The organism is Acidiferrobacter sp., assembly GCF_054609335.1.
Window position 1 is genome coordinate 1 of sequence record NZ_JBTRWP010000045.1, and the last position, 21,628, is coordinate 21,628.

Sequence of the window (21,628 nt, forward strand, 5' to 3'; positions counted from 1 at the left end):
CAGTCGACCGTCTGATCCCTCTGCTTGCCTCCCTGCCCCGGCGGCTCTTGTGTGTGGGCGGTGGCGCGGCGGGCGTGGAGGCGGCCTTTTTGTTCCGCACCTTCGGCGCCGAGGTGACGCTCGTGACTCGTGGGGCGCGGCTCTTGGCGCGGCCCGTGGTCTCCGAGCGCGCCGCGCGACTTCTCGAGCGCACGCTTGGCGAGTCGGGTGTGACAATCCTGAAGGGGGTATCGGTGGCCGCCGCTTGCGCAGACGACGGGGTCACGGTGCTTTTCGATGACGGGCGCGAGGGACGTTTCGATCGGGTGTTGGTGGTGGCCGGCAGCACCCCGCGCGCGGACGACATCGGGTTTCGGGCATTGGGGGTGCGGTGTGACAGCGCAGGCTTCGTCGCGACCTCCGAGACCCTGGAGACGAGCGTGCCCGGGATCTATGCCGTGGGCGATATGAAGGGCGGTCCCATGACCGCGGCGGCGGCCTTACATGATGGGCGCATAGCCGGCGAGAACGCCGCGTTAGACGGTGCCAGGCGGCGGAATTACCATCAAGTGCCGCTTGTGATCGACTCTGTCCTGCCCCTGGGCGCCGTGGGGCTCTCCGAGGATATGGCCGAGCGCGCGGGCTTTGCCCCTGAGGTGGTCTATATTCCTTATGGGGCGTCGGCCAAGGCCCGCGTCCAGGGGGCGAGTCCGGGCTTCATCGAGATTGTGCACGACGAGGAGACAGGCCAAATGCTGGGCGGCTGCGTGGTGGGCGCGGGTGCCGACGAGCTCGTGCATTTACTGCTCGCCGCCTGTCGCTCGCGTCGTGGTCTCTGGTCGCTCGCTGACCTTGATTACGGACACCCGTCTTATGGCGAGGACATGGGTGCGGCCTTGGGGCCGTATCTGGCGCGGCTCAGTCGCACGCAGCCTATGGTGTTTCGGCCGGGGATCTACGCGCGCGCGGAGTAAGGCGCGCTTTGTTATTCGAACGCCGCGACAGGGAGCGTATAGTGGCGGATAGGTGCGGCACACCGGGGTTTGGCCCCGAGGTCTCCATGGAAAGGTCCTTTTGGCAGAGAGTGGGTGTTCGGCCGTGGCGCGCAGGTGTCCTGGATACGCCGCCGGCCCGTGGTTGGGCGCGACCCAGACGCCTCTGGCTCGTGTGGGTGGCACCCACGTTGCTTGCGGGGCTTTTGGGGGTCGCGATCGCAGCCCTCGTCGGGGACCGTGTTGTCGCTCTCGATACCAACCGCGATCTGGCGATTGCCACCTTGTTGGCGGCGCTTGTGGTGGTGGGGATCCTCTGGGTGGCCACGGTGCGCTCGCTCTGGCGTCCACTGGCTTCTTTACGCCGCTGGGCGATGGGCGTGCGCGGCGGCAATCTGTCGGCGCGTGTCCCTGAGGGGCCGGCCGGCGCCGAGTTCGCGCAGCTCGCCGCCGACGTGAACGCCCTGGGTGAGCGCCTGAAGGTCTTGACGCAGGAGCATAGGCGTGAGGATCCGCGCACCATAAGCCGCTGGCTCGGCATCTTAAACGCCATCACAGCCGGCATCGCCTCCTCGCAAGACCTGGACGAACTCCTGCCCCGCTTTTTGTTCACGCTCCATGGCGGCGGCGAGGTGCGCGCCGGTATCGTGCGGCTCTTGACCGCCGATGGCCATCTGCGGCTTGTGGCGAGCATTGGGCTGCCCGATGACATCGTCGAGCATGAGCGGCATGTGTCTCTCGATTGTTGCCTCTGCGGGCAGGCGGTCGGGCGGCGTACCCTGAGTGTCGGCGACGACCTCAAGGCCTGCTGTACCTCCTGGGGCCAGAACCCCTTCCCGGACGAGGATCTCGTGCTGCTTGCCATCCCCTTGCGCTACGAGGGCCGGGTGGTGGGGCTCTACAACCTCTTCATGGAGCGCGCGCGCGTCATAGGTCAGACTGACATCGAGGATCTCCTTTTGGGGCTCGGCCAGCACCTGGGGGCGGCGATCGAGAAGATGCGCCTCCAAGACCAGCGCCGTGAGCTGTCGCTCTTGCAGGAACGCATGGCGATCGCCCATGAGCTCCACGATTCGCTTGCCCAGACCCTGGCAAGTCTGCGTATCCAGGCCCAGGTCCTGGGCGAGACCATAGAACAGGACGCCGATACCGGCACGCGGACCGAGTTTGCGCGCTTGTCCGCGGGGCTTGAGGTCGCGCATCGCGAGGTGCGTGGGCTCATCCGCAACTTCCGGGCGGGCGGCGCCGAGGGGGGATTGTTGCCGGCTTTGGATACCGCGATCGCGCGCTTTAAGGAGGAGACCGGGGTCTCGGTCTATGTCCAGAAGGATTGGCGCGGGGGCCTGCCCCCCACCCACGAGACCCATGTCCTGCGTGTGATCCAGGAGGCCTTGGCCAATATCAGAAAGCACGCTCATGCGCAGACCGTGCGCGTGCTCCTGCAGTCCGAGGCGGGCGGGGACTATCGGGTGCTCATCGAAGACGATGGCGAGGGACCGGGGCCCGCAGTCGGGAACATCGATGGCGATGACGGGCACTTCGGGCAGGCGATCATGCGCGAGCGCGCGCATGCCATAGGCGGCGAATTGCGCGTCGAGCACGAGGCCGGGGAGGGGACGCGCGTGTGGCTCACCTTTCCGGACCCGTCGCGCAGAAAGGAGCAGGGGGTGGCGGTGAAGGGGCTGGCGGTGAGGGGGGTAGCGCGGTGAAGGTGTTTTTGATAGACGATCATGCGCTTTTTCGTAGTGGGCTTGAGCATCTGCTCGTGCGTCGCGGCATCGAGGTCGTGGCCTCGACCAATGACGGTGAGCAGGCGGCGGCGCATATCCATGAGACTGCCCCCGACATCGTGCTGCTCGACATCCGCATGCCCAAGATCGGCGGGATAGAGACTTTGAAGGCGCTGCGCACAGACGGCGTTGTGGCCGCCATCGTCATGCTCACCACATCGAGCGAGGAGTCCGATCTGGTCGCCTCCCTGCGCTACGGGGCGCGCGGCTATCTCCTGAAGGACATGGAGCCCGATAGCCTGGTGACAGCCTTAAAGCGCATCGAGGCCGGCGAAATGGTGGTAGCACCCGAGTTTGCACCCATGCTCGCGCACTTCATTCAAAGCGGTCCGCAGGCCTTGACCGCCTCGCATGCCTTCAGTGAACTCACCCCCCGCGAGCTCGAGATCCTGGGCCACTTGGGCGACGGCCAGAGCAATAAGGTTATCGCCCGCGACCTCGGTATATCCGAGGGGACCGTGAAGCTCCATGTGAAAGCCATTCTCCGCAAGCTGAAACTCACATCCCGCGTGCAGGCAGCGGTGCGCTCCGTGGAAGAGGGGCTGGGCCGCAAGAGCTGACGGGGCCCCGAAGGATACGGGCTCAGGCCACATGCCGGACCCGCCCTGCAGGTCTTACCCCAACGTGGCCGTGCTACGCTTATAGGGACGCACGTGGCGTGCCGGGATCCCTTGGACTTAAGGTCTGGCTACCGGCGTGGGGCGAAGCGACACAGAGGAGGTGGACGTGAAGGCTTTTGGGGCGGGTATTCTTGCGACACTCATCGTCTTGGCGGTAGGCGGCTTTGTGATGTTAAAGAGCGGGCTCATCCCTGCGAACGCGGACGGCAAGCCCTTGCCGCTTGAGGTCTGGATGGCCAAGACCTCGCTGCATGCGACCTTGCGTGCGCAGGCCCCGAAGGGCCCGAATCCGGTGCCATTTACCGACGCCAATCTCATTCAGGGCGTGCGTCTATACGCACAGCACTGCGTTATTTGTCACGGCACGGCGCAAGGCGCGGCCTCTGCATCTCCGGTCGCCCGTGGCGAATATCCCAAGCCCCCACAGCTTGGGACCGACGGTGTCGAAGATGACCCGCCTGGCTATACGTTCTGGAAGATCGACCATGGTATCCGTCTGACCGGCATGCCGTCTTGGAAGACGGCGCTTACCCGTCAGCAGATGTGGACGATTGCCCTGTTTCTGGAACACATGAATCAGCTGCCGCCGGCGGCCGCCCAGGCCTGGAAGGCCGTGCGGCCTGTGAAGGGCTGAGAGCGTCGCGGTAGGCGCGGGCAGCGGGCCCGCGCCTACCCTGGATCCGCCTGCGCCCCGTATTTGGACACCCGCCTTGGTCGTTGTTGTGGGCTCTATGTAGCGCGGCCTCCGCGCGCGGGTGGCCTAAGAGAAGAGGGGCCGCGGGGCCGGGCGGTCTGCGAGTCCATGGCGTGACCGACGTGTTGATGGTCGGACGACGCACCCACTTGCGCTTAAATGGCGCACGCACGGACATGGAAGGTTCCTTCCCATACTTGACATCCTCCTCGTCCTTCGGGGTGAGGAGGATGTCAATCACCCCAGATCGAGCTTCAGTACGTTGCGGTATCAGCACGTTGCGGTCGAGGAAGACGATGGCATTCAGGGCCTGTGACTGGGTGCTTCCCGACACTCAGCGTCTGCAACCAGGTGATTCGGATAGGCCTCAAGATCCTTGGCGCCAAACTCCCGTGGGCGGCGCTGGTCTTGGAAGAGGACATAATCCGCATCCAGCACACATAGGCCCCGGCGATCCGTGGATTGTAGTGCCGCCTCTCGCGGCGGTGACGGACCTGTTCCAGGAGGCGGGGAAATTGGGGGGTGTTCGGACGCCATAAGCTTGGCTCTTGTTGCCATCGGAAGCCCTGGCGCAGAATATCCCCCAAAAGCAAGCGCGGATCCGTACTTACGGGGAAGCAGAACAAGGCATTCTTGCGCTCACTGCCGAAGGAGACAGGGCAATGTCGATCAGAATTAGTATCGACTAATCCTGCATAGGCGGGTGGGTAGGCCGGCCTATTGCAAGTTAAGCGTCACTGATACCGAGCGCGAGAGGCCTAGCACATTGAGCGAGACTCTATGAGGCAGTAAAGAAACTTGTTGCCGCAGGGCAAGTGCGGATATCCGAGCATGGGTACGACGAGATCGCGGCGGATGGGATAGACGTCCGGGATGTGCTGGCAGGCGTGGACAAAGCCACTGTTGCCGAAGATTACCCAAACTTCCCCAAGGGGCGGGCCGTGCTGGTGCTACAATTTGACAAAGATTCCCGGCCCATTCATGTTGTGTGGGGGATTCCGAAGGGATTCACGTCCCCGGCGGTGGTTGTAACCGCCTATCGACCCGATCCCGAACGATGGGACAGGACCTTTACGAAACGAAGAGGCAAAGATGGGTAAGCGCCAGAGAGTCAAATATGTGCACGAGGGCCGGTACGCGGCCGAGGTGGACGTCGAGCTTTTTGACGATGAAACGGAGTGGTCACCGTATTTGTCGGTAGGAGACGCATACAAGCTTGACGATGTGCGCGATGCATTGAGACGCGGCGATATCGCGGCCGCCGCAAAGCTTGCGCGTGTATTTTCTCTCCAACCGGTGGCCGTTTCCCGGTAAAGCATAACAACGGCTTCGGAAACGACGCGCGGTGATGATGCGTCGCGCGCGTCTTAAGCGGACCGTTGGGCGCCTCAATTCGGCTCCACCTCAGCGTTGAAGAGGAGGAAATACCTAGCAGAGCCCATCGACATCGAAGAGATCACGCGGATGCTTTCTCGACAATGTCGCAGCCCGCTTGCCGGCATAGAGGTCGGCGAAATCCAGTACCTGTGCAGAAGCGAAGCCGAACGCCTTTTCCACCTTCAGACGCACCACCATGTTCCGCACGGGATGCACGGTGCCGCGCAACAGACGTCGTCTCGATCTGTACATACGCACGGCCACCAGCCGCGTGACGCCTACGGCCTTGCCTGCTGACAATTGCACCTGCAGTTGCAAAGGCCGGGCGCGCAGTACATCAGCCAGCCGCCTAAGCGCTTCGGCAATCAGCTTTGCATCCTCGTCATAGTCATGCACGGGCAACCAGGCCAGATCGATGTCCACCGACAATCGTGGCAGATTGTGCTCAAACAGGTTGATGGCCGTGCCGCCCTTGAGCGCGAAGCGAGGCTCCAGGCCAGCACCGGCAAAATCTCGACTAGTAGCTTCACCCGGTCGGTGTAGCGCCGATCCCAGCGGTCAAGCCAGGTGTTCATCGAGATCTCCCGGCAAGGTGATCTGGTAGGTCGGATGGAGGCGCCCGCCGGGCACCAGTGCGCGCTTGCCCCGGCCCAGATCGACGCCGTCCAGGGGCACATGGGACAGCTACGCATGTCGATGACGCTCGGCCAGCGCCAGGAACAACCGTTTGGCCTTGATGCTGCGGCAGTGGCGCAGCAGCAGACAGACCCGCTGCGGGCGCAACGTGGTCATGGCCTGCATCAGGGCGTCGGCCTCGTAGACCAATGTTGCGTCCATGACGCCAGCGCACAGCTCCAGCATGGCCCGCTCGGGCGTAGAGCAGACTAGGGCATCGCTGCTCGGCGCAGCCCGATACCAGGCCAGACCTTGCTCGGACAGCGTCTTCTCGGACACTTCCGCCGTGAACGCCGCAGGCCGTAGATCGAACGGCCCCTGGCCTCGATACCGGAAGCGCTGCGCCAGCGACAGCTTGCCGAGCCAAGCCGGTGGCCGCTTTATTCCATACAGGGTGATCGCGCCGGCATCGCCCAAACGCAGGTCGTGCTCGTGCCCCTGCAGGCTGAGTGCAAAGAGACCACCGACGTGCAGCGGCACGCCCTCCCCGACCTGCAGGCTGCGAACTACGCCTTCCCACAGCAAGCGCCCACCCTTGCGCATGTAGACGCCGCGCGCCGGCGACACCAGCCAGCCGCTGCGCACGTAGCGCGCGACGAGGCTGTTGGAGTAGCCGTGAGCCCGCAACCAGCGGCTTGACACCAAGCGCGTATCGCTCAGTTCGGCCAGCAGCTGGTTTAATTTTCCTGAATTTGCATCACCCATAGTGCGCAAAATGCAGCGCCTTCAAACTTTTGCCAAGTCGCGCCGGTTTGACTGGAAGGGAGAATGATTACCCATGGTGATCATTCATGAAAAATTATAAACCATACGCGACCCAGAAGCGCCGGACGCCGGGGAAGCTATCGGGCCGCGCTCTCCTTACACGGTCGCGCTCAACGCAGGCACCACCACGTTCTCTGGCATCAGCTTCGGCACGCAGGTCGGCCCGTCGATCTCGCATCGACTATGCGGGCCCACTCTTGCAGCATGTGGCGCCGCTGCTTGGCATACTCGGATTTGCTGTAGATCGAGCGCGAGGAACATCCGTCCTTGTGCGCCAAGCACTTCTCGATCCAGTTGCAGTTGATGCCGATTTTGTTCAGCAGTGTCGAGCTGATACGGCGCAGGTCGGGGACGGAGAACGACTCCAGCGGCAGGCCAGTGGTCGTTGGGGTAGATCACGACCTTGAGGCCGCCGATGCGACAAGACCGTATGCGTGTCGTCATGCGTCGCAAAACCTAACCGTTTAGGAAAGAAGCGATCTTGCCTAAGGAGCGTACGTGCCCTTCGGCCGCCGAAGAAAGTTCCGGCGGCGAACCGGGCAGCCTCGTTGGTTGGTCGCCTGCCGTCCGCCGTTAGAACATCGGCGATATTGCCGATAACGCGCGCTTTCTGATCTTCCATGGGTCACAGTCCTGCACGTGGCCTCACACCTGTGTGCGCGTATCACTTGCGCACTCCCGTAGGCGCGGCAAGACCCCTATGGCCACCCTGCGTATCGGGTCGAGACCTTCGTCGACACCGGTCGCTATCGCGGTCCGGCTACTGGGGACCCAAAGCCACGGTGATTCTCGGCTCCGATCGGCTGCGGGGACATGAAAGGGTGGGTCGCGATCGGCGTGGCCCAGACAGGAAGCGTCTTATCTCGTTGCACTTGCCACTGTCCCGCGACTGACCAAGCACATAAAGCGGGGGTTTCGCCATCCACGGCGTTATCGAAGAGATACATTCGGTCCACCCAGGGGGCGACCAGCGCGGCCTGAACATGGGACTTACTATAACGACTGATGATTTTCGTGATGGGCACATCGTGTCCGCCAGCCATAACACGACGGGCCACGCGCGCGGCATTAATTTCCGGGTTGCCGGTACTCAAAAAAAACACACGAATGCGATAACCGGCGTCCCGCGCACGCCGCAAGAATGCGACCTTGTCGGGAGCGGAAAAAACGGTCTCAAAGGCAAAGCTACGGTGCTCGACCAGCCAAGACTCTCGCTGGGCCTCCGCGTCACGTGCCGCCTGAAGGATGATCTTAAGCTCACTGGGATCCCCGAGACGCGCGGCAATATCATCAGGGTTCAGAAAAGGCGTACGGGAAAACCAAGGCTGACGCCTGAGGATGGCCGTCAAAAATGACTTACCGGAGCCGTTAGGCCCGGCAATCACTGTGAGGACGGGACGCACGCCTCGCTCTTCCGAAGGTTGGCAATGTCTTGAGCAATCTGTGCATGGAGAGCCGCAATCCGCGCCTGCGCGTCGACCTGCGCGGCCTTTGCCGCGGCCGCCATCTGCGGAACTATAGTGCCCAGACGCTGGATGTCAGCCTCTAGGGAACTATCAGGGTCTTCGTCTGACGAGGTCGGTGCGGGTGCTAAAGATAGCGTATCCATGGGGAGATTATAAACCCACTTTCCGCTGATCACCATCGTAATAACCCCATTTTCCTCATATCTCCGCCTCGCGGGACTGTAACGCCTCTTGCCTCCGTCGCTTGATCTCATTATTCACCTGCAGCTCGCAGGAGCCCCCAATTCATGCTCAATGCCGAACAGGTGTGCTCATTGCCCCTGGGCTTTAACGCCATCCCGGCCCCATGTCGCAGCCAAGAGGCGCCGCCTGGCGGTGGTTCCGGGCACGCGACAGGCGCCATTTTGTGTGGCATCCGCGGCTCACAAGGCCGTCTCAGACTGGGTGGAGGCCTTGGGGCGCAGGCCGATGCCTTTGGCTGCCAGTGCGAGCGGGTAATGCCGGCACTATAGGATAAAGGCGCCCTTGTCCGAAGAGACGACGACTGTCTTGTCGTCGACCTCGATGAGGCCGTCGCTGTTTTTGGCGAACACGTCCCGGGCGCCCCGCGCATAGCGATTCTCTTCCCGGCGTTCGCCAAAAAACTCGAGGCACTCCGCGAAGGTGAGTCCCGCGGCCTTCAGGTAGCGCAGGGCCGCGAGTCGAGAGGCCGAAGCACTGTCAAACTTCCGGTGTTTTCTTCTTCCAAACATCGTCTGCATGTCGTCGTAGGTGCGCAGCGCGTCGACCAAGCGGTCGGCTGTGTGCAGAGCATCCTCGGCGATGGCGGGCTCCTTGGCTCCGGCGTATTAACGTATCGCACATTCAAGGAACAGCCGGCGATACTCGGCTTCTTTGCTCATCGCGCGGTCAGGGCTGGTACTTATATCCCGCGCCCCCGCTGTAACTGCGCCAGAATCTCAAGACGCGAGCCTTTGAGGCCGGCACGCCGCGCTTTGTCCGCCACCGTATGACGTAAAGCCTCTCGTTGCGACGCAGAAATCGGCCATGTCGATTTCCGGGGTGCAGGTCGCGGCCGAGTGTCACATGCAGATTCATAGAGGTCTCCCGTGTGTGGAACACGGGGGGAGGGGGCCTCCGGGAAATTCACTCGTCCCTACCATGAAGACGGGGGCGCACGATGTATACTGACGGCCACCTTATCGAGGAATCGGCCGGTGCTCGTGTTTATCGACGAAAGCGGTGACCCGGGATTCAAGGTGACAAAGGGGTCGACGTCGCATTTCGTCCTGGCTATGGTGATTTTTCACGACCACCAGGCGGCCGTGAAGGCCAGCGCAGCCATCCAAGAGGCCAAAGTGGCCCTGCGTGTAAAGACCGAGTTTAAAGAATGGCGCGGGAATTCCCATCCCCTTTAGGGAATTGGGATGAGAGCGCCTATTGGCCCTGGCACTCCTGAAATTCAACAAGTGTTGCGATAATGTGCGAGACGGATTCTTTCAGGCCGTGCTGCCATTTCGGTTTGGCGTGCGCGCCATCGTGGTCGATAAAGCACAGGTTTACGGCACGCACTTGCGAAACGATAAGGAAGACTTCTACCGCTACTTTGTGCGTCAAATGGTGACCCACGACGGTCGGGTGCTCGAGAAGGCGCGGCTGAAAATTGACGGCAGCGGCAATCGTGAGTTCCGGCAGGAGTTGTGCCGTTATTTGCGGGAGAACGTCAGGCCTGGTGTCATCGAGGATTTGCGATTTGTCAATTCCCGCCAGGATACACTCATCCAGCTGGCAGACATGGCCGCGGGGGCCATTGCCCGGTCGTACAACACCGATGCCCGTAAGAATGCGACCCGCTGGCGGGATCAGCTGAAGGGAAAAATCGAGAACGTCTGGAACTTCAGATGATGGGCAAAAAATGCGCCCGTTGCATCCTAGACCGGAGATTTCCGGCCACGCGCACCATACGGTGACAATTCGGAATGCACGGGCGACTAGGTCGCGACGTAATTGAGACGACAACATCGCGGGACGCAACCGCAGCCGACGAACGGTGTAACCACAGTTTCGGATTCGCCAAATAGGCCGCATGGCTTCCCGCATGGGGGGTGCGGCCTACCTTGGGCGAATCTCAATTGCGCCGAAGACGCAACCGGCAAGTACGGCCGAGTTCCCTCTCCGGACGATAATAACGGCCTCTGGCGGCCGAGTTCAGCGTATCGGGCACACCGTGCATCTCTATAGACCCGACGCGAAATTCGCGAAGATGGTCGCCATAAAAACACGGGGTCCACCTCAAGGCTCACCGTCCAGAGTGAATGGCCCTCCCCGAAATAATCCCTAAAACTCAGTAGGCAGGGAGGGAGGTGGTGGGGCAAGCGCAAGGTTCTCGGCGCGAATCTCCGCATGGAATTGAGGCAGCGGTGCCGTGAACGGCTCATGGAGTTTCACGTTCGCCCGGTGGATTGCGGGCCAGGTGGCACGTTACCAAGGGGTTGATGGCGGCTATTGCTGTCTGGGGATCTCGCGAAGATCAGGGAGACAGCCTGATGTGTCATGACCTGGCGTGATCACTGGGTGCCCCAACTGGGCGTGTCAGCGGCGCTCAAGTGCGGGTGTACGACCGCGGGATCCGTTGGGATTTTCAGGCCACATAGGGCTGGCTGAAGCTGATAGCCAACAGCGGCCGTCCCCTCATCTTGCCCGAGCGGCGCCGGCCCAATAGCAGCGCATCGCGCCCAATCTGAAGCCAGACCACCCAGGCGATATGTGGGCTATTCACAGCCCTCGGCAATCGGCCACAACGACGCTTGGCGAGCGACCAGGGAGGGCAGGCTCCTTGTGCCTGGACGGGGGCCCGATGCGTCCCGAAAGCCCCGCGTTCATGAAAATGAGGGACAACGCCGCTTCCCTGTCCACCCGCAATACCCGACCCGTGTTTATGCTGATTGGGGATGGGGACAACAAGCAGAGGGTCCGCTTAAGAATAAATTCACCGTAGACGCCCCGGTCTGCACTCAAATGGAGCATGCGCCCCTATTTGAACCTATTTTGGGGAGCCTTCGGTCGGGGTCTGGTGCGCGAAATCGCGCTGGGACGCGCTGGCGCGGCCGTTGCCCTCTCGTTCGGTGCGATGGCGGCGCGTGGCATGGATATTGCTCTTTGCTTGGGCGTAGGCACTCTTCAGGAAGGGTTATGACTTAGGGTTTAGGGATCAGGACGGCAAAACGGATTCTAGGGTTCCAGCCGCGTGCGGCGTTCGGTCCGAGAGAATCCGGCTCCGCGATGGGCGGGGTACACGGAGGGATAAAAACCCGGGAGGCAGCGATTGCCGTCCCGGGTTTTTTTTGGCGTCTTAAAAGAGGGTGAGGGAATTCTATGAACACATTAAAGAAGGTTGTGGTGGCGGCGGGTTTCGTGTTGTGTGGGCAATTGGGCCTCATGGCGAAGGCGAGCGCCGACATTACGCTCGGGCTTTCCGACTGGCCTGGCTGGGTGGCTTGGTACGTGGCGCAGCACAACGGCTACCTGACAAAGTACGGGGCGCATGTGCGGCTTGTGTGGTTCCCAAGTTATATGACCTCCGTGGAGGCGCTGTCGGCCGGGCGCATAGACGCCAACTGTCAGGCGCTGATCGACTCGATCGCGCCGATTACGAAGAAGGTGCCGCTCAAGGTGATCCTGGTCACGGACAACTCCGCTGGCAACGACGCCTTGATGGTGAGCAACAAAATTCATGGCTTCGCGGGCCTGAAGGGCAAGTCGATCGCCGTCGAAATGAACTCGATAGAAGAGTACCTCGATGTCACCGCTTTGCAGGCGCACCACATGAGCGCATCCGATGTCCATTTCGTGAACATGTCGACGGGTAATGCCGCCGCCGCCCTGATTACAGGACGCGTGGCCGCCGCCGGTGTCTGGAACCCGTGGATCCAGAGGATCGAGGCGCGCAAGGCCGGACATGCGCTCTTTACAAGCGCGCAGGCGCCCGGGCTTATTCCAGACGTCGTGGTCGCGCGCACGAGCGTTTTGGCGGCGCACAGGAAGGATTTCGTGGCGCTCGCCAAGGCGTGGTTTGCGACGGTGCGTTTCATCAAGGCCCACCCGAGGAAGGCTGCGGCGATCATGGCCCCGCACGTGGATCTTACGGCCAAAGTCTATGCCGCAAGCCTGTCGGGCACGAAGCTTTTTGGTGCGCGACTGAACAAGATCGCCATGAACCCTGGCCGCTCGCATATGTCGCTTTATAACAGCACGGTTGCGACCAGCCGTTTCTTGCAGCAGGTGAAGATGGTGGATACGAGCCCCAATCCCCGGACCTTCATCGATGCGAGCGTTGCAGGTCAGGCGGCGCGCTAATGGGTAGCGTCGCCGCCCAGGTCCATAAGGCGCAAGCCGAGGACGGCCGGCGCGGGGGGAGGGGTTCCCCGCGCCCGCGGCGGCCCCGACTCTGGCGCATCCGTGCGCCGATCTCCAGGAGGCTTTCGGTCATCCTCGCGGTCGCGGGCTTTGTTTTGCCCCTGGCCTTGTGGGAGGCGGCGAGCGCCGCGCACATCGTGGCGCAGCTCTTTCTCCCGTCCCCCGCGGATGTCTGGGCATCCCTGCGTCATTGGTCGCACGGCGCGCTCGGTCACGACACCGTCGTTAGCATCTATCGCGTGGTCGCGGGCTTTGCGCTGGGGGCCCTGATCGGTGTGCCGATCGGGCTTATGATAGGCGCCTATCGATGGTGTGCTGCGCTCTTGCAGCCGATCAACGATTTCGTGCGCTATATGCCGGCGTCGGCCTTTATACCGCTCGTTATTCTGTGGGTCGGCATCGGCGAGGGATCGAAGATCGCGATCATCTTTATAGGGGTCGTGTTCCAGATCGTGGTAATGGTGGCAGACGCCGTGCGCAAGGTCCCTGATAGCTATCTGGAGGCCGCCTATACCATGGGCGCGCGTCCCGGGGAGGTCATGAAGTTTGTGATATGGCGGGGCACCTGGCCGCAGATCGTCGATATCTTGCGCATCAATATGGGCTGGGCCTGGACCTATCTCGTAGTCGCCGAGATGGTGGCCGCCGACAGCGGCTTAGGTTTTGCTATCCTCCAGGCGCAACGCTTCCTCGACACCGCCAAGATCTTCGTGGGCATCATCGTGATCGGGCTCATAGGGCTTGCCTTTGATCTCTTCTTCCGCGCGATGCACAAGCGACTCTTTCCCTGGTATCGCCCATGAGTACGCCCCCTGTGAGCTTGGAGGGTGTCGGCAAGGGTTTCGTCGGGCGGGACGGGACGTTCTTGCCGGTCCTGAAGGGCATCGACATGGTCGCGTCGAGCCACGAATTTGTGGCCATCGTCGGGGCCTCCGGCTGCGGCAAGTCCACGCTCTTGCGGCTGATCGCGGGGCTCGACGATGTGAGCGAGGGGACCATCCGCGTGGATGGGCGGCCGATCGCGGGGCCGGGACCGGATCGCGGCATGGTTTTTCAGCAATCGACCCTGTTTCCGTGGCTCACGGTCTGGCAGAACCTGCGATTCCCGCGCGCGCTTGCGGTCAACGCTGACGCCACGAGCCGCGAAATGTGGCAGTACCTGGCCCGCAGCCATGCCCTGCTCGACATGATGGGGCTCGCACGGGTCCGCGACAGCTATCCCAATCAGTTGAGCGGCGGCATGCAGCAGCGCGTCAGCATCGCGCGGGCCCTGGTGGCCAATCCCGCGGTCCTTCTGATGGATGAACCCTTCGGGGCGCTGGATGCGCAGACCCGTGAGGTCATGCACGATCTCATCTTGCATCTCTTCGCCGCTGAAAAGACCACCGCGCTCTTTGTGACCCACGACGTCGAGGAAGCGATCTATCTTGCCGATCGCGTGATCGTGCTGGCCCCTAACCCCGGACGCGTGGATTCGGTGCACGCGATCCCCTGGGGCCGCAATCGTACGCAGGACCTGAAGCTCGATCAGGCGTTTGTCGCTCTGAAAGGCGAGATCCTTGCGCGCATACGGGCGACGGCCGCAGTGCACGCGGATCGCGAATTAATGGAACGTATGACGGGGCACGGACGTGCCCCATCGGAATGAGAGGAGAAGGGGCTTTATGACGGATTCCGAGATCAAGGAGCGGGCGGTCCTTTGGGAAGATCGCATTCCCGGTGGTTGCCATGCCTCGTTTCGGCTAGGTCGCGGGCAGGGCTTGCGTCTGACTGCACTCGGCGCAGACGCCAACGCCTCGGTACTGCTGTTTCATGACGATGACCGCAGTGAGCGCTACAACATGGCCGATACCCTGAAGGCCCAGCACACGGCCACGCTGTGCGCAGGCCATGCGCTTATGTCGGATATGGGCCGGGTGCTGGCGGCACTGAGCGCCGAAAGCGTGAGCGACCATGATCCCCTCTGCGGGGTCGCGAGCCGCGCGGATATTGAGCGGCAGTTTGGCGTGAAGGGTTTTGGCCAGGCGCGCAACGCGATGCATAGAAATGGCCAGGACGGTCTTCTGGTCGAGCTTGCCAAGTGGGGTTTGGGTCGGGAGGATCTGGTCGCGCCGATCAATTTCTTCAGCGCGCTTAGCATAGGCGACGAGGGCCAGGTGGCGCTTCGTACCGGACACGCGCGCCCCGGGGACTTCGTGGAGCTTACGGCGGTTTTGAATCTCCTTTGCGTGATATCGACCGCCCCCCATCCCCTCACCCGACAGACCGTCTATGCCCCGGCCGATGTCCATGTCGCGACCTATGCCAAGGGCGTGCGGATCGACGCCTGCGCTAAGTTCTGCGCGGAGAATGGACGTGCCTTCGCAAACAGCTACCGTTACTTGGGAGAATGAGAGGCCCGCTATGCCCTTACAAGAAAGTTTACGAGACCCCGCCCAGGCGCTCTGGGATGTGATATGTCCGGCGGGCGAGCCATGGATGGGGGAGCTGCACCGCGGCCAGATCGTGCGTATTGTCGACCTGGCGGGCAACCAGGCGGTCGATACCCTCTTTTACAATCGGCACGATCGCAAGGAGCGTTACAGCGCGCAGGCCACCATCGTCGCGCAAAGGGCTCTTTATCTCACCACAGGTTCGGTCTTGATGTCGTCCGAGGGGCGGCCCATGTTGACCATAGTCGCCGACACGTGCGGGCGCCATGACACGCTGGGTGGAGCCTGCTCGGCGGAGAGCAATACTGTGCGTTACGGACACGACAAGGGATTTCTGCACAGCTGTCGGGATAATTTTCTGTATGCCACGCAGCACTGCGCTTGTGGTCAGCATCTGGGCCTCAGTAAGCGCGATTTGGCGAGCAACATCAACTTCTTCATGAATGTGCCGGTCGAGGGCCGCGCCTTGCGGTTCGCCGATGGCGTGTCGGCGCCCGGCAAATACGTGGAGCTGCGCGCCGAGCAGGATGTGGTCATCCTTATTTCGAACTGCCCGCAGCTCAACAATCCTTGCAATGGCTATGACCCGACGCCGATTCGTGTCATCGCCTGGCGTGCGCCAACCGATTGATAGGGACGGGGACGACCCGGTCTTTGGGAATGCTTGCGGGACGACCCGCCGACGCGAGGTTTTATGTTGGAAAGAGTGTGGGTCGCCGATCACGGCATCGGCGTAGTGCGCGTCAAGCGAACTCTGGAGCGCTTGGGGTTGGCCTTAGTCGGGGTGTCCGAGGGCGTCTCGGCGGGAGCGGACGCCGAAGCGCTTGCGGCACAGGCGGCGGCGGCGCGGGCCGATGTCGTGCATCCGGGGTATGGGCCTTGGGCGCAAAGCGCGCCCTTGGCGCGTGCGCTTGCGCATCGCGGGATCGGCTTTGCGGGGGCACGCGCGCGCGATATCGAGGCCTTCGCGGCGGGGGGATTCGCGCGGCCCTTGGCGCACAAGGCAGGTCTTGCGCTGCTCGCCAAGAGCCGGCCCCTCCATGACAGAGCTAGCGCGTTTGCAGTCGCAGTCGCCATCGGCTACCCGGTTGCCTTGCGCTGCGATTCCGCGGACTGGGAGCGGCGATGCGAGGACCCGGCGGCCTTGCGCGCGGCGTGGGAGGAATGGACGCAATCAGGGTTCGCGGGCGCGACGGCCCTCTGCGTGGAGCGGTGTCTGCCCTGCGCCCGCTATCTCGATGTGCCGCTGATCGGCGATGGGCGCGGGAAGGTGTGGGCCTTGGGTGTGCAGGACGCAAGCCTGCGGTGCGGCGGGCGCGCGCTCCTGGAAGAGGCGCCGGCTGCGGGGCTGGATGCCGAACAAGGCGGGCACGTGGTCGACATGGCGGTGCGTCTGGCGCGCGCCGTCCACTATCGATCCGTGGGGCGCGCGCGTTTTGTCTATGACGGGCGCGATCGGAAGGCGTATTTCTTGGGCATGGATACAGGGCTTAAGGCCGGCCACGAACTGGCCGCGGCGATCACGGGGATTGATCTCGTCGAATGGATGTTGCGGCTCGCCGCGGGCGAGAACGGGACGTTCGACGGGCTGAGCGCGGCCCCCGCTTGCCATGCGATTCTGGCGCATGTGCGCGCCGAGGCGGAGGCGTCTGGCGGCGAGCGCCCCTTGGGGCGGGTGACGACCGTGGCGTGGCCGTCCGAAGCGCACGTCACGGCCGCCATCGAGCCCGGATCGGAGCTGCCAGAGGGGCGCTCTGGTACGCTTGCGCACATCGTCGTGAGTGGCAAGGAGCGCGCGGGCGCTTGGCAGGCCCTGGATCAGGCGCTGATGCACACCGTGGTGCGCGGGGTCGCAACGAATCGCGACACCTTACGCGCCTGGGTCCAGGATCCGCGCGTGCGGGAGGGCCGTATGGATGTCGACACGCTCGCATCCGGCGCGCCTGCGGTTCCAGCGGTGGAGGTGCTGAAGGGTGGGGCGCAGACCACCCTCCAGGATTGGCCGGGGCGGCTTGGGTATTGGCGGGTGGGTGTGCCCCCCTCGGGACCGATGGATGCGCTTGCGCATCGTTATGCGAATGGGCTCGTGGGCAACGACCCGACCGCCGCAGCCCTCGAGATGACGCTTGCCGGCCCGCAGCTCAAGTTCCACGCGCCGGCGCTGATCGCGTTGACCGGCGCGCCATTTTCGGCACGACTCGATGGGCAGGTTCTGCCGATGTGGCAGGTCTGTCGGGTCGAGGCTGGGAGTGTATTGCTCTGCGGTGTGGCGCGTGGCGCAGGCGCGCGGGCCTATCTCGCCATCCAAGGGGGTTTTGCCGCCGATCGCTATCTGGGGAGCACGGCGACGTTTAGTCTGGGGGGGTTCGGTGGCCATGAGGGGCGGGCCTTGAAGGCCGGCGACCGTCTCGCCATCACCGCCATAGGCGACGAGACCGTCATCGGCCGCCAGTTGTCGCGACGCCTGCGGCCGCGCTATGAGCGGCACTGGACGCTCGGCGTCTTGTATGGGCCGCATGGCGCGGACGATTTTTTTACCACCGATGACATCGAGACCTTCTTTGCCGCCGATTGGCGGGTGCATGCGCAGTCCAACCGCACTGGTGTGCGTCTGATCGGTCCCCGTCCGCGCTGGGCGCGCCCGGATGGGGGCGAGGCCGGGCTCCATCCCTCCAATATCCACGACAACGCCTACGCCATAGGGGCGGTCGATTACACGGGCGATATGCCGGTAATCCTGGGTCCGGACGGGCCAAGCCTCGGGGGTTTCGTGTGTCCGGCGGTGGTCGTGTCCGCCGAGCTCTGGAAGCTCGGACAGTTGCGTCCCGGGGATACCGTGCGTTTTCAGCGTCTCAGTCTGGCTGAGGCGCGCGAGGCACAGGCGCGCCAGGAGGATGCCTTGCGCCTGCGGCCGCCGCCGTTTGGGGCGATGCGACCGGCGAGCGCCGACGCAAGCGATGCCCGGGAGGCCGTGATCGCGCGCCTTGAGGGCCCAAAGATTCCCGTCACGGTCGTATACCGGCGGGCCGGGGATGCCAATGTGTTGGTCGAGTACGGGCCGCCGATCTTGGATATCGGTTTGCGACTGCGTGTCCACGCCCTCATGGAATGGCTGGAATCGCACGGCCGCGAGCGACTGGGTGCCGCCCTCATCGACCTTACGCCCGGGATACGCTCGCTGCAGGTGCATTACGATCCCGATCGACTCTCGCAGGCGGCCTTGGTGGCGATCTTGGCGGAGGCCGATGCTGCGCTTGGCGACCTGCAGGATGCGCGCGTGGCCTCGCGGATCGTGTATTTGCCGCTTGCGTGGGACGACAGCCAGACGCGTCTGGCCACCGCACGCTATGAACAGTTGGTGCGCAAGGATGCCCCGTGGTGTCCGCGCAACATCGAGTTCATTCGCCGCATCAACGGGCTCGATAGCGAGGAGGCGGTGCGCGAGATCGTGTTTGCCGCCGATTATCTTGTGTTGGGTCTGGGGGATGTGTACCTGGGGGCGCCGGTCGCCACCCCGGTCGATCCTCGGCATAGGCTCGTGACCACGAAGTACAATCCGGCGCGGACCTGGACCCCGGAGAATGCGGTCGGCATAGGCGGCGCCTATCTCTGCATTTATGGGATGGAAGGTCCTGGTGGCTATCAGTTCGTGGGGCGCACCCTGCAGATGTGGAATCGTGGGCCCGCGACCGCGCCCTTCGTCAATGGCGACCCGTGGCTTTTACGGTTTTTCGATCGCATCCGGTTTTTCCCGGTGAGCGAGGAGGAATTGTTGGCGATGCGTGCGGATTTCGCGTGCGGACGGCTCGCGGTCCGTATCGAGGAGGGATGTTTCTCGTGGCCCGAGTACCAACGCTTTCTGGAGGCCGAGCGGCCGGGCATTGAGGCTTTCAAGGCGCGCCAGCAGGCGGCCTTCGTGCGCGAACGACAGTCATGGGCCTTGGGAGGAGATGTCGCCGCCGGTCGCGCGTAGCGTGGCTACGCTAAGACCGAGGGTATGCCGGGTGCCCGGCGGGGTGTAAGTCGCTCGGACCCGCCGGCCGCGGCCCGAGGATCTGCTGGCCTATGCGTTCCTATGCCATTTCTGGAGTCCGATGGCTTGTTCGTGCGAGGTATCCGGATTGGGCGGTAGGGACTGCGCCCGCCCAAGCTGAACGGTTAGGGCGTGAGTTTCGTGCTCATCGCCGGCCAAACGGCCGGTCGTCGCGTTGACACTTCCACCACCACTCCACACCTCGGATAAGTCCCGCCCGGCCAATCTCCGACTTTAACGTTCCGCGCGGTCTTGGCAGCCCGATCGCGGCCGCGGGCCGCGGGCCTATGGTCATCGGGACGGAGGACCGTTGGGGTGTGCGAGATAGGCGCGCCACCCGCCCCAGGCGCTGATATCGGTCAGACCTTGGACCGCGTGGTTCTCGGCGAGGAAGCCTTTGAGCGATCGCCCGTCTTCGAGGACCACTGTTCCTATCGTCAAGGGGGCAGGCACTTCCGCGACCACCGAGCCGAAATGGCCGATTGGTATATCCCAGATCTCGACTTCGATGGAGGTGCCTGGGTCGTCGCGGACCAGGCCTGGTCGGGCCGGGGCGCCGGGGAGCGCATAGAGCCGATATATCGGGGCGGTGCGTGCTTGCGCGCAAAAAACGCCGCCACGCGAGGTCAGGGCGGCATTTAGGGGCAGATCGCGCATATGGGCGCCGACCACGATCAAAGGCACGCTCGGTGTCATGGTGGGGAGGGCTTGCGTGCCGCCATCGGCGGATCGTCTCTGGGTGGCGCCGAGGGGAAGGTCGAGGTGACGCTCCAGGGTGTGTCCCAGGGAGGCGAGCGCCTGATCGTGCCACGCGCGACCTACGAAGGTCACGCCCGCGGGCAGCCCGTCCTCGCGTCGCACCCCGGGGACTGCGAGCGCGCAGAGGTCCGCGAGGTTTACGAAGTTTGTATAGAACCCAAGCCGCGTGTTCAGGCGCAAGGGGTCGCGCATCATCTCTTCGATGGTGTACATCGTGGGCGCGGTCGGTACGAGCAGGGCGTCGACGTTGCGCAGATGGTGGGCGATGAGGCCCGCGAGCCGCGCTCGTTCGTGTTCACCGGTAAAGGCGTCGCGGGCCGAAAGGTCTGTGCCGGCGGCAAACACCTCACGCAAGACCGGATGGAGGGCGGTGGGCTGGCGTTCAAGGAAGGGTGTGAGTGTGGCGAGGCGCTCCGCGACCCATGGGCCGCCATAGAGGAGTTCGGCGAGCGCACGAAAGGGCGCGAAGTCAATGGTATCGATGCGTGCGCCGAGGGCCTTTAGGGCGTCGACCGTGGCCGCAAAGGCACGCGCAGCCTGTGTGTCTCCAAAAAACTCCAAGGCGTCGGGGATGGCAAGTCGCATGGGGTCAAATGGCCGCGGCGCGGCCCGCCCCGGATGTTCCCGGGAGTAGGGATCCTCGGTGTCGGGAAAGGCGAGAAGCGCGGCGATGCGCGCGGCGTCGGCGACCCGGAGCGCGAAGACCGAGACACAGTCGAGCGTGCGGCAGGCGGGGACCACGCCGCGCGTGGACCACCATCCGCGCGTGGGCTTTAGTCCAACGATGTTGTTGAAGCCGGCCGGCACGCGCCCGGAGCCGGCCGTGTCAGTGCCAAGGGCAAAGGGCACGAGACCGCGGGCGACGACGACCGCCGACCCGGAACTCGAGCCCCCGGATATATAGGCCGGATCGAAGCTGTTGGGGACCGACCCGTAAGGGGAACGGGTCCCGCTCAGTCCCGTGGCGAACTGATCCATATTGGTCTTGCCGATCAGGACGGCGCCGGCGGCCTGCAGGCGCGCCACGGCTGACGCCGTCGTGCAGGCGATATAGGAGAATTCCGGGCAGGCGGCGGTCGTCGGCCATCCAGCCACGTCGATATTGTCCTTGACCGCAAAGGGTATCCCATACAAGGGCAGGGAGGCCGGGTCGCTTCCGGCACGCCGACGTTCGAGCGCTTCGAGCTCGGTGGCCAGGCGCGCGCGGTCGGCCAGGGTGATCCATACGGGATCTTGGGCGGACAGGCGCGCCACGTAGTCGTAGAGGGCCGCGGTCGTTATGGCTCCACTCGCATAAGCCTGTTGCCATTCGGCGAGCGTCCAGCCGGGGCGCGGCTCGGTCATAAGGAAGGTCTCTCGGGTTGTGTAGCGAAGTGTTTAGCAAGAACGATGCCTAGGTGGCCTATCCGGTGGTAGCCCGCGGTGCTGGACGGCTTGGCGCCTCGCTATGCCCAATTACGGGCATGGCCCTCCTGACTGCGCCAGCATGGGGCGGTCTGCGCGGGCCCGTTTGATCGGGCTTGGGCCCTGTATGGGCGCGGATGACTTGACCTGAACTGGTGCGTGACCCTGTGCGCGACAAGCCCCGCCGTTCAGGGCGGCGAGGATGTCAACAGCCTCAGAAAATATG

The 21,628-nt window shown here is 63.5% G+C and carries 17 protein-coding genes, 3 pseudogenes and 1 riboswitch; of the genes and pseudogenes, 14 read left to right on the forward strand and 6 right to left on the reverse strand.

Annotated features, from left to right (window positions below):
- The 6 genes from ACYCTF_RS11180 to ACYCTF_RS11205 all read left to right on the forward strand — a co-directional run.
- On the forward strand, positions 1-953 hold a 953-nt coding region (locus ACYCTF_RS11180; RefSeq protein ID WP_461284891.1), incomplete at its 5' end, for an FAD-dependent oxidoreductase.
- A gap of 86 nt (positions 954-1,039) precedes the next feature.
- Positions 1,040-2,680 carry a histidine kinase gene (locus ACYCTF_RS11185; protein WP_461284892.1) on the forward strand — a complete coding sequence of 547 codons (1,641 nt, stop codon included), beginning with the start codon at positions 1,040-1,042 and terminating at the stop codon, positions 2,678-2,680.
- Positions 2,677-3,321: a response regulator gene (locus tag ACYCTF_RS11190; RefSeq protein WP_461284893.1), complete on the forward strand. Its 645-nt coding sequence runs from the start codon at positions 2,677-2,679 to the stop codon at positions 3,319-3,321. The genes ACYCTF_RS11185 and ACYCTF_RS11190 overlap by 4 nt, the downstream gene beginning before the upstream one ends.
- Positions 3,322-3,487: 166 nt before the next feature.
- Positions 3,488-4,015, forward strand: a complete 528-nt coding sequence (locus tag ACYCTF_RS11195) for a c-type cytochrome (RefSeq protein ID WP_461284894.1) — start codon at positions 3,488-3,490, stop codon at positions 4,013-4,015.
- 875 nt (positions 4,016-4,890) lie between these two features.
- Positions 4,891-5,175 carry a DUF4258 domain-containing protein gene (locus ACYCTF_RS11200; RefSeq protein WP_461284895.1) on the forward strand — a complete coding sequence of 95 codons (285 nt, stop codon included), beginning with the start codon at positions 4,891-4,893 and terminating at the stop codon, positions 5,173-5,175.
- The gene (locus ACYCTF_RS11205; protein ID WP_461284896.1) at positions 5,168-5,389 is read left to right on the forward strand and encodes a hypothetical protein; all 222 of its coding nucleotides are present in this window, start codon (positions 5,168-5,170) and stop codon (positions 5,387-5,389) included. Before ACYCTF_RS11200 ends, ACYCTF_RS11205 begins: the two co-directional genes overlap by 8 nt.
- Positions 5,390-5,518: 129 nt before the next feature.
- On the opposite strand, the pseudogene ACYCTF_RS11210 reads toward ACYCTF_RS11205, so the two are convergent.
- The 5 genes and pseudogenes from ACYCTF_RS11210 to ACYCTF_RS11230 form a co-directional block, all read right to left on the reverse strand.
- A pseudogene (locus ACYCTF_RS11210) lies at positions 5,519-6,027 on the reverse strand (nucleotidyl transferase AbiEii/AbiGii toxin family protein); the annotation flags it as partial.
- Positions 6,011-6,832: pseudogene (locus tag ACYCTF_RS11215) on the reverse strand (type IV toxin-antitoxin system AbiEi family antitoxin domain-containing protein). The pseudogenes ACYCTF_RS11215 and ACYCTF_RS11210, both read right to left, overlap by 17 nt.
- Before the next feature lie 156 nt (positions 6,833-6,988).
- A pseudogene (locus tag ACYCTF_RS11220) lies at positions 6,989-7,269 on the reverse strand (tyrosine-type recombinase/integrase); the annotation flags it as partial.
- 369 nt (positions 7,270-7,638) lie between these two features.
- A complete protein-coding gene (locus ACYCTF_RS11225) occupies positions 7,639-8,295 on the reverse strand; it encodes a zeta toxin family protein (protein WP_461284897.1) in 657 nt (218 codons plus the stop codon).
- Between the two features lie 569 nt (positions 8,296-8,864).
- On the reverse strand, positions 8,865-9,110 hold the full coding sequence (locus ACYCTF_RS11230) for a hypothetical protein (RefSeq protein ID WP_461284898.1): 246 nt from the start codon (positions 9,108-9,110) through the stop codon (positions 8,865-8,867).
- 465 nt (positions 9,111-9,575) lie between these two features.
- Between ACYCTF_RS11230 and ACYCTF_RS11235 the strand changes: the two genes are divergently transcribed.
- The 8 genes from ACYCTF_RS11235 to ACYCTF_RS11270 all read left to right on the forward strand — a co-directional run bounded on the left by ACYCTF_RS11235 (position 9,576) and on the right by ACYCTF_RS11270 (position 19,179).
- Positions 9,576-9,776: a DUF3800 domain-containing protein gene (locus ACYCTF_RS11235; protein WP_461284899.1), complete on the forward strand. Its 201-nt coding sequence runs from the start codon at positions 9,576-9,578 to the stop codon at positions 9,774-9,776.
- 22 nt (positions 9,777-9,798) lie between these two features.
- Entirely contained in the window at positions 9,799-10,263 is a 465-nt protein-coding gene (locus ACYCTF_RS11240; protein ID WP_461284900.1) for a DUF3800 domain-containing protein, read from the forward strand.
- A gap of 1,315 nt (positions 10,264-11,578) precedes the next feature.
- A riboswitch (guanidine-I (ykkC/yxkD leader) is annotated at positions 11,579-11,678 on the forward strand.
- Positions 11,679-11,733: 55 nt separating this feature from the next.
- A complete protein-coding gene (locus ACYCTF_RS11245) occupies positions 11,734-12,714 on the forward strand; it encodes an ABC transporter substrate-binding protein (RefSeq protein ID WP_461284901.1) in 981 nt (326 codons plus the stop codon).
- The gene (locus ACYCTF_RS11250) at positions 12,714-13,577 is read left to right on the forward strand and encodes an ABC transporter permease (protein WP_461284902.1); all 864 of its coding nucleotides are present in this window, start codon (positions 12,714-12,716) and stop codon (positions 13,575-13,577) included. The genes ACYCTF_RS11245 and ACYCTF_RS11250 overlap by 1 nt, the downstream gene beginning before the upstream one ends.
- Positions 13,574-14,422, forward strand: coding sequence for an ABC transporter ATP-binding protein (locus tag ACYCTF_RS11255; protein WP_461284903.1), 849 nt, complete (start codon positions 13,574-13,576; stop codon positions 14,420-14,422). The genes ACYCTF_RS11250 and ACYCTF_RS11255 overlap by 4 nt, the downstream gene beginning before the upstream one ends.
- Before the next feature lie 16 nt (positions 14,423-14,438).
- Positions 14,439-15,167, forward strand: coding sequence for an urea amidolyase associated protein UAAP1 (locus ACYCTF_RS11260; protein WP_461284904.1), 729 nt, complete (start codon positions 14,439-14,441; stop codon positions 15,165-15,167).
- A gap of 10 nt (positions 15,168-15,177) precedes the next feature.
- Positions 15,178-15,837 (forward strand): urea amidolyase associated protein UAAP2, encoded by a 660-nt coding sequence (locus ACYCTF_RS11265; protein WP_461284905.1) that lies wholly within the window; start codon positions 15,178-15,180, stop codon positions 15,835-15,837.
- A gap of 63 nt (positions 15,838-15,900) precedes the next feature.
- Complete coding sequence (locus ACYCTF_RS11270) at positions 15,901-19,179, forward strand: 5-oxoprolinase/urea amidolyase family protein (protein ID WP_461284906.1); 3,279 nt, start codon at positions 15,901-15,903, stop codon at positions 19,177-19,179.
- A gap of 351 nt (positions 19,180-19,530) precedes the next feature.
- Here ACYCTF_RS11270 and atzF read toward each other — a convergent pair whose 3' ends face one another.
- Positions 19,531-21,342, reverse strand: a complete 1,812-nt coding sequence (gene atzF / locus ACYCTF_RS11275) for an allophanate hydrolase (RefSeq protein WP_461284907.1) — start codon at positions 21,340-21,342, stop codon at positions 19,531-19,533.
- Positions 21,343-21,628 lie beyond the last annotated feature (286 nt).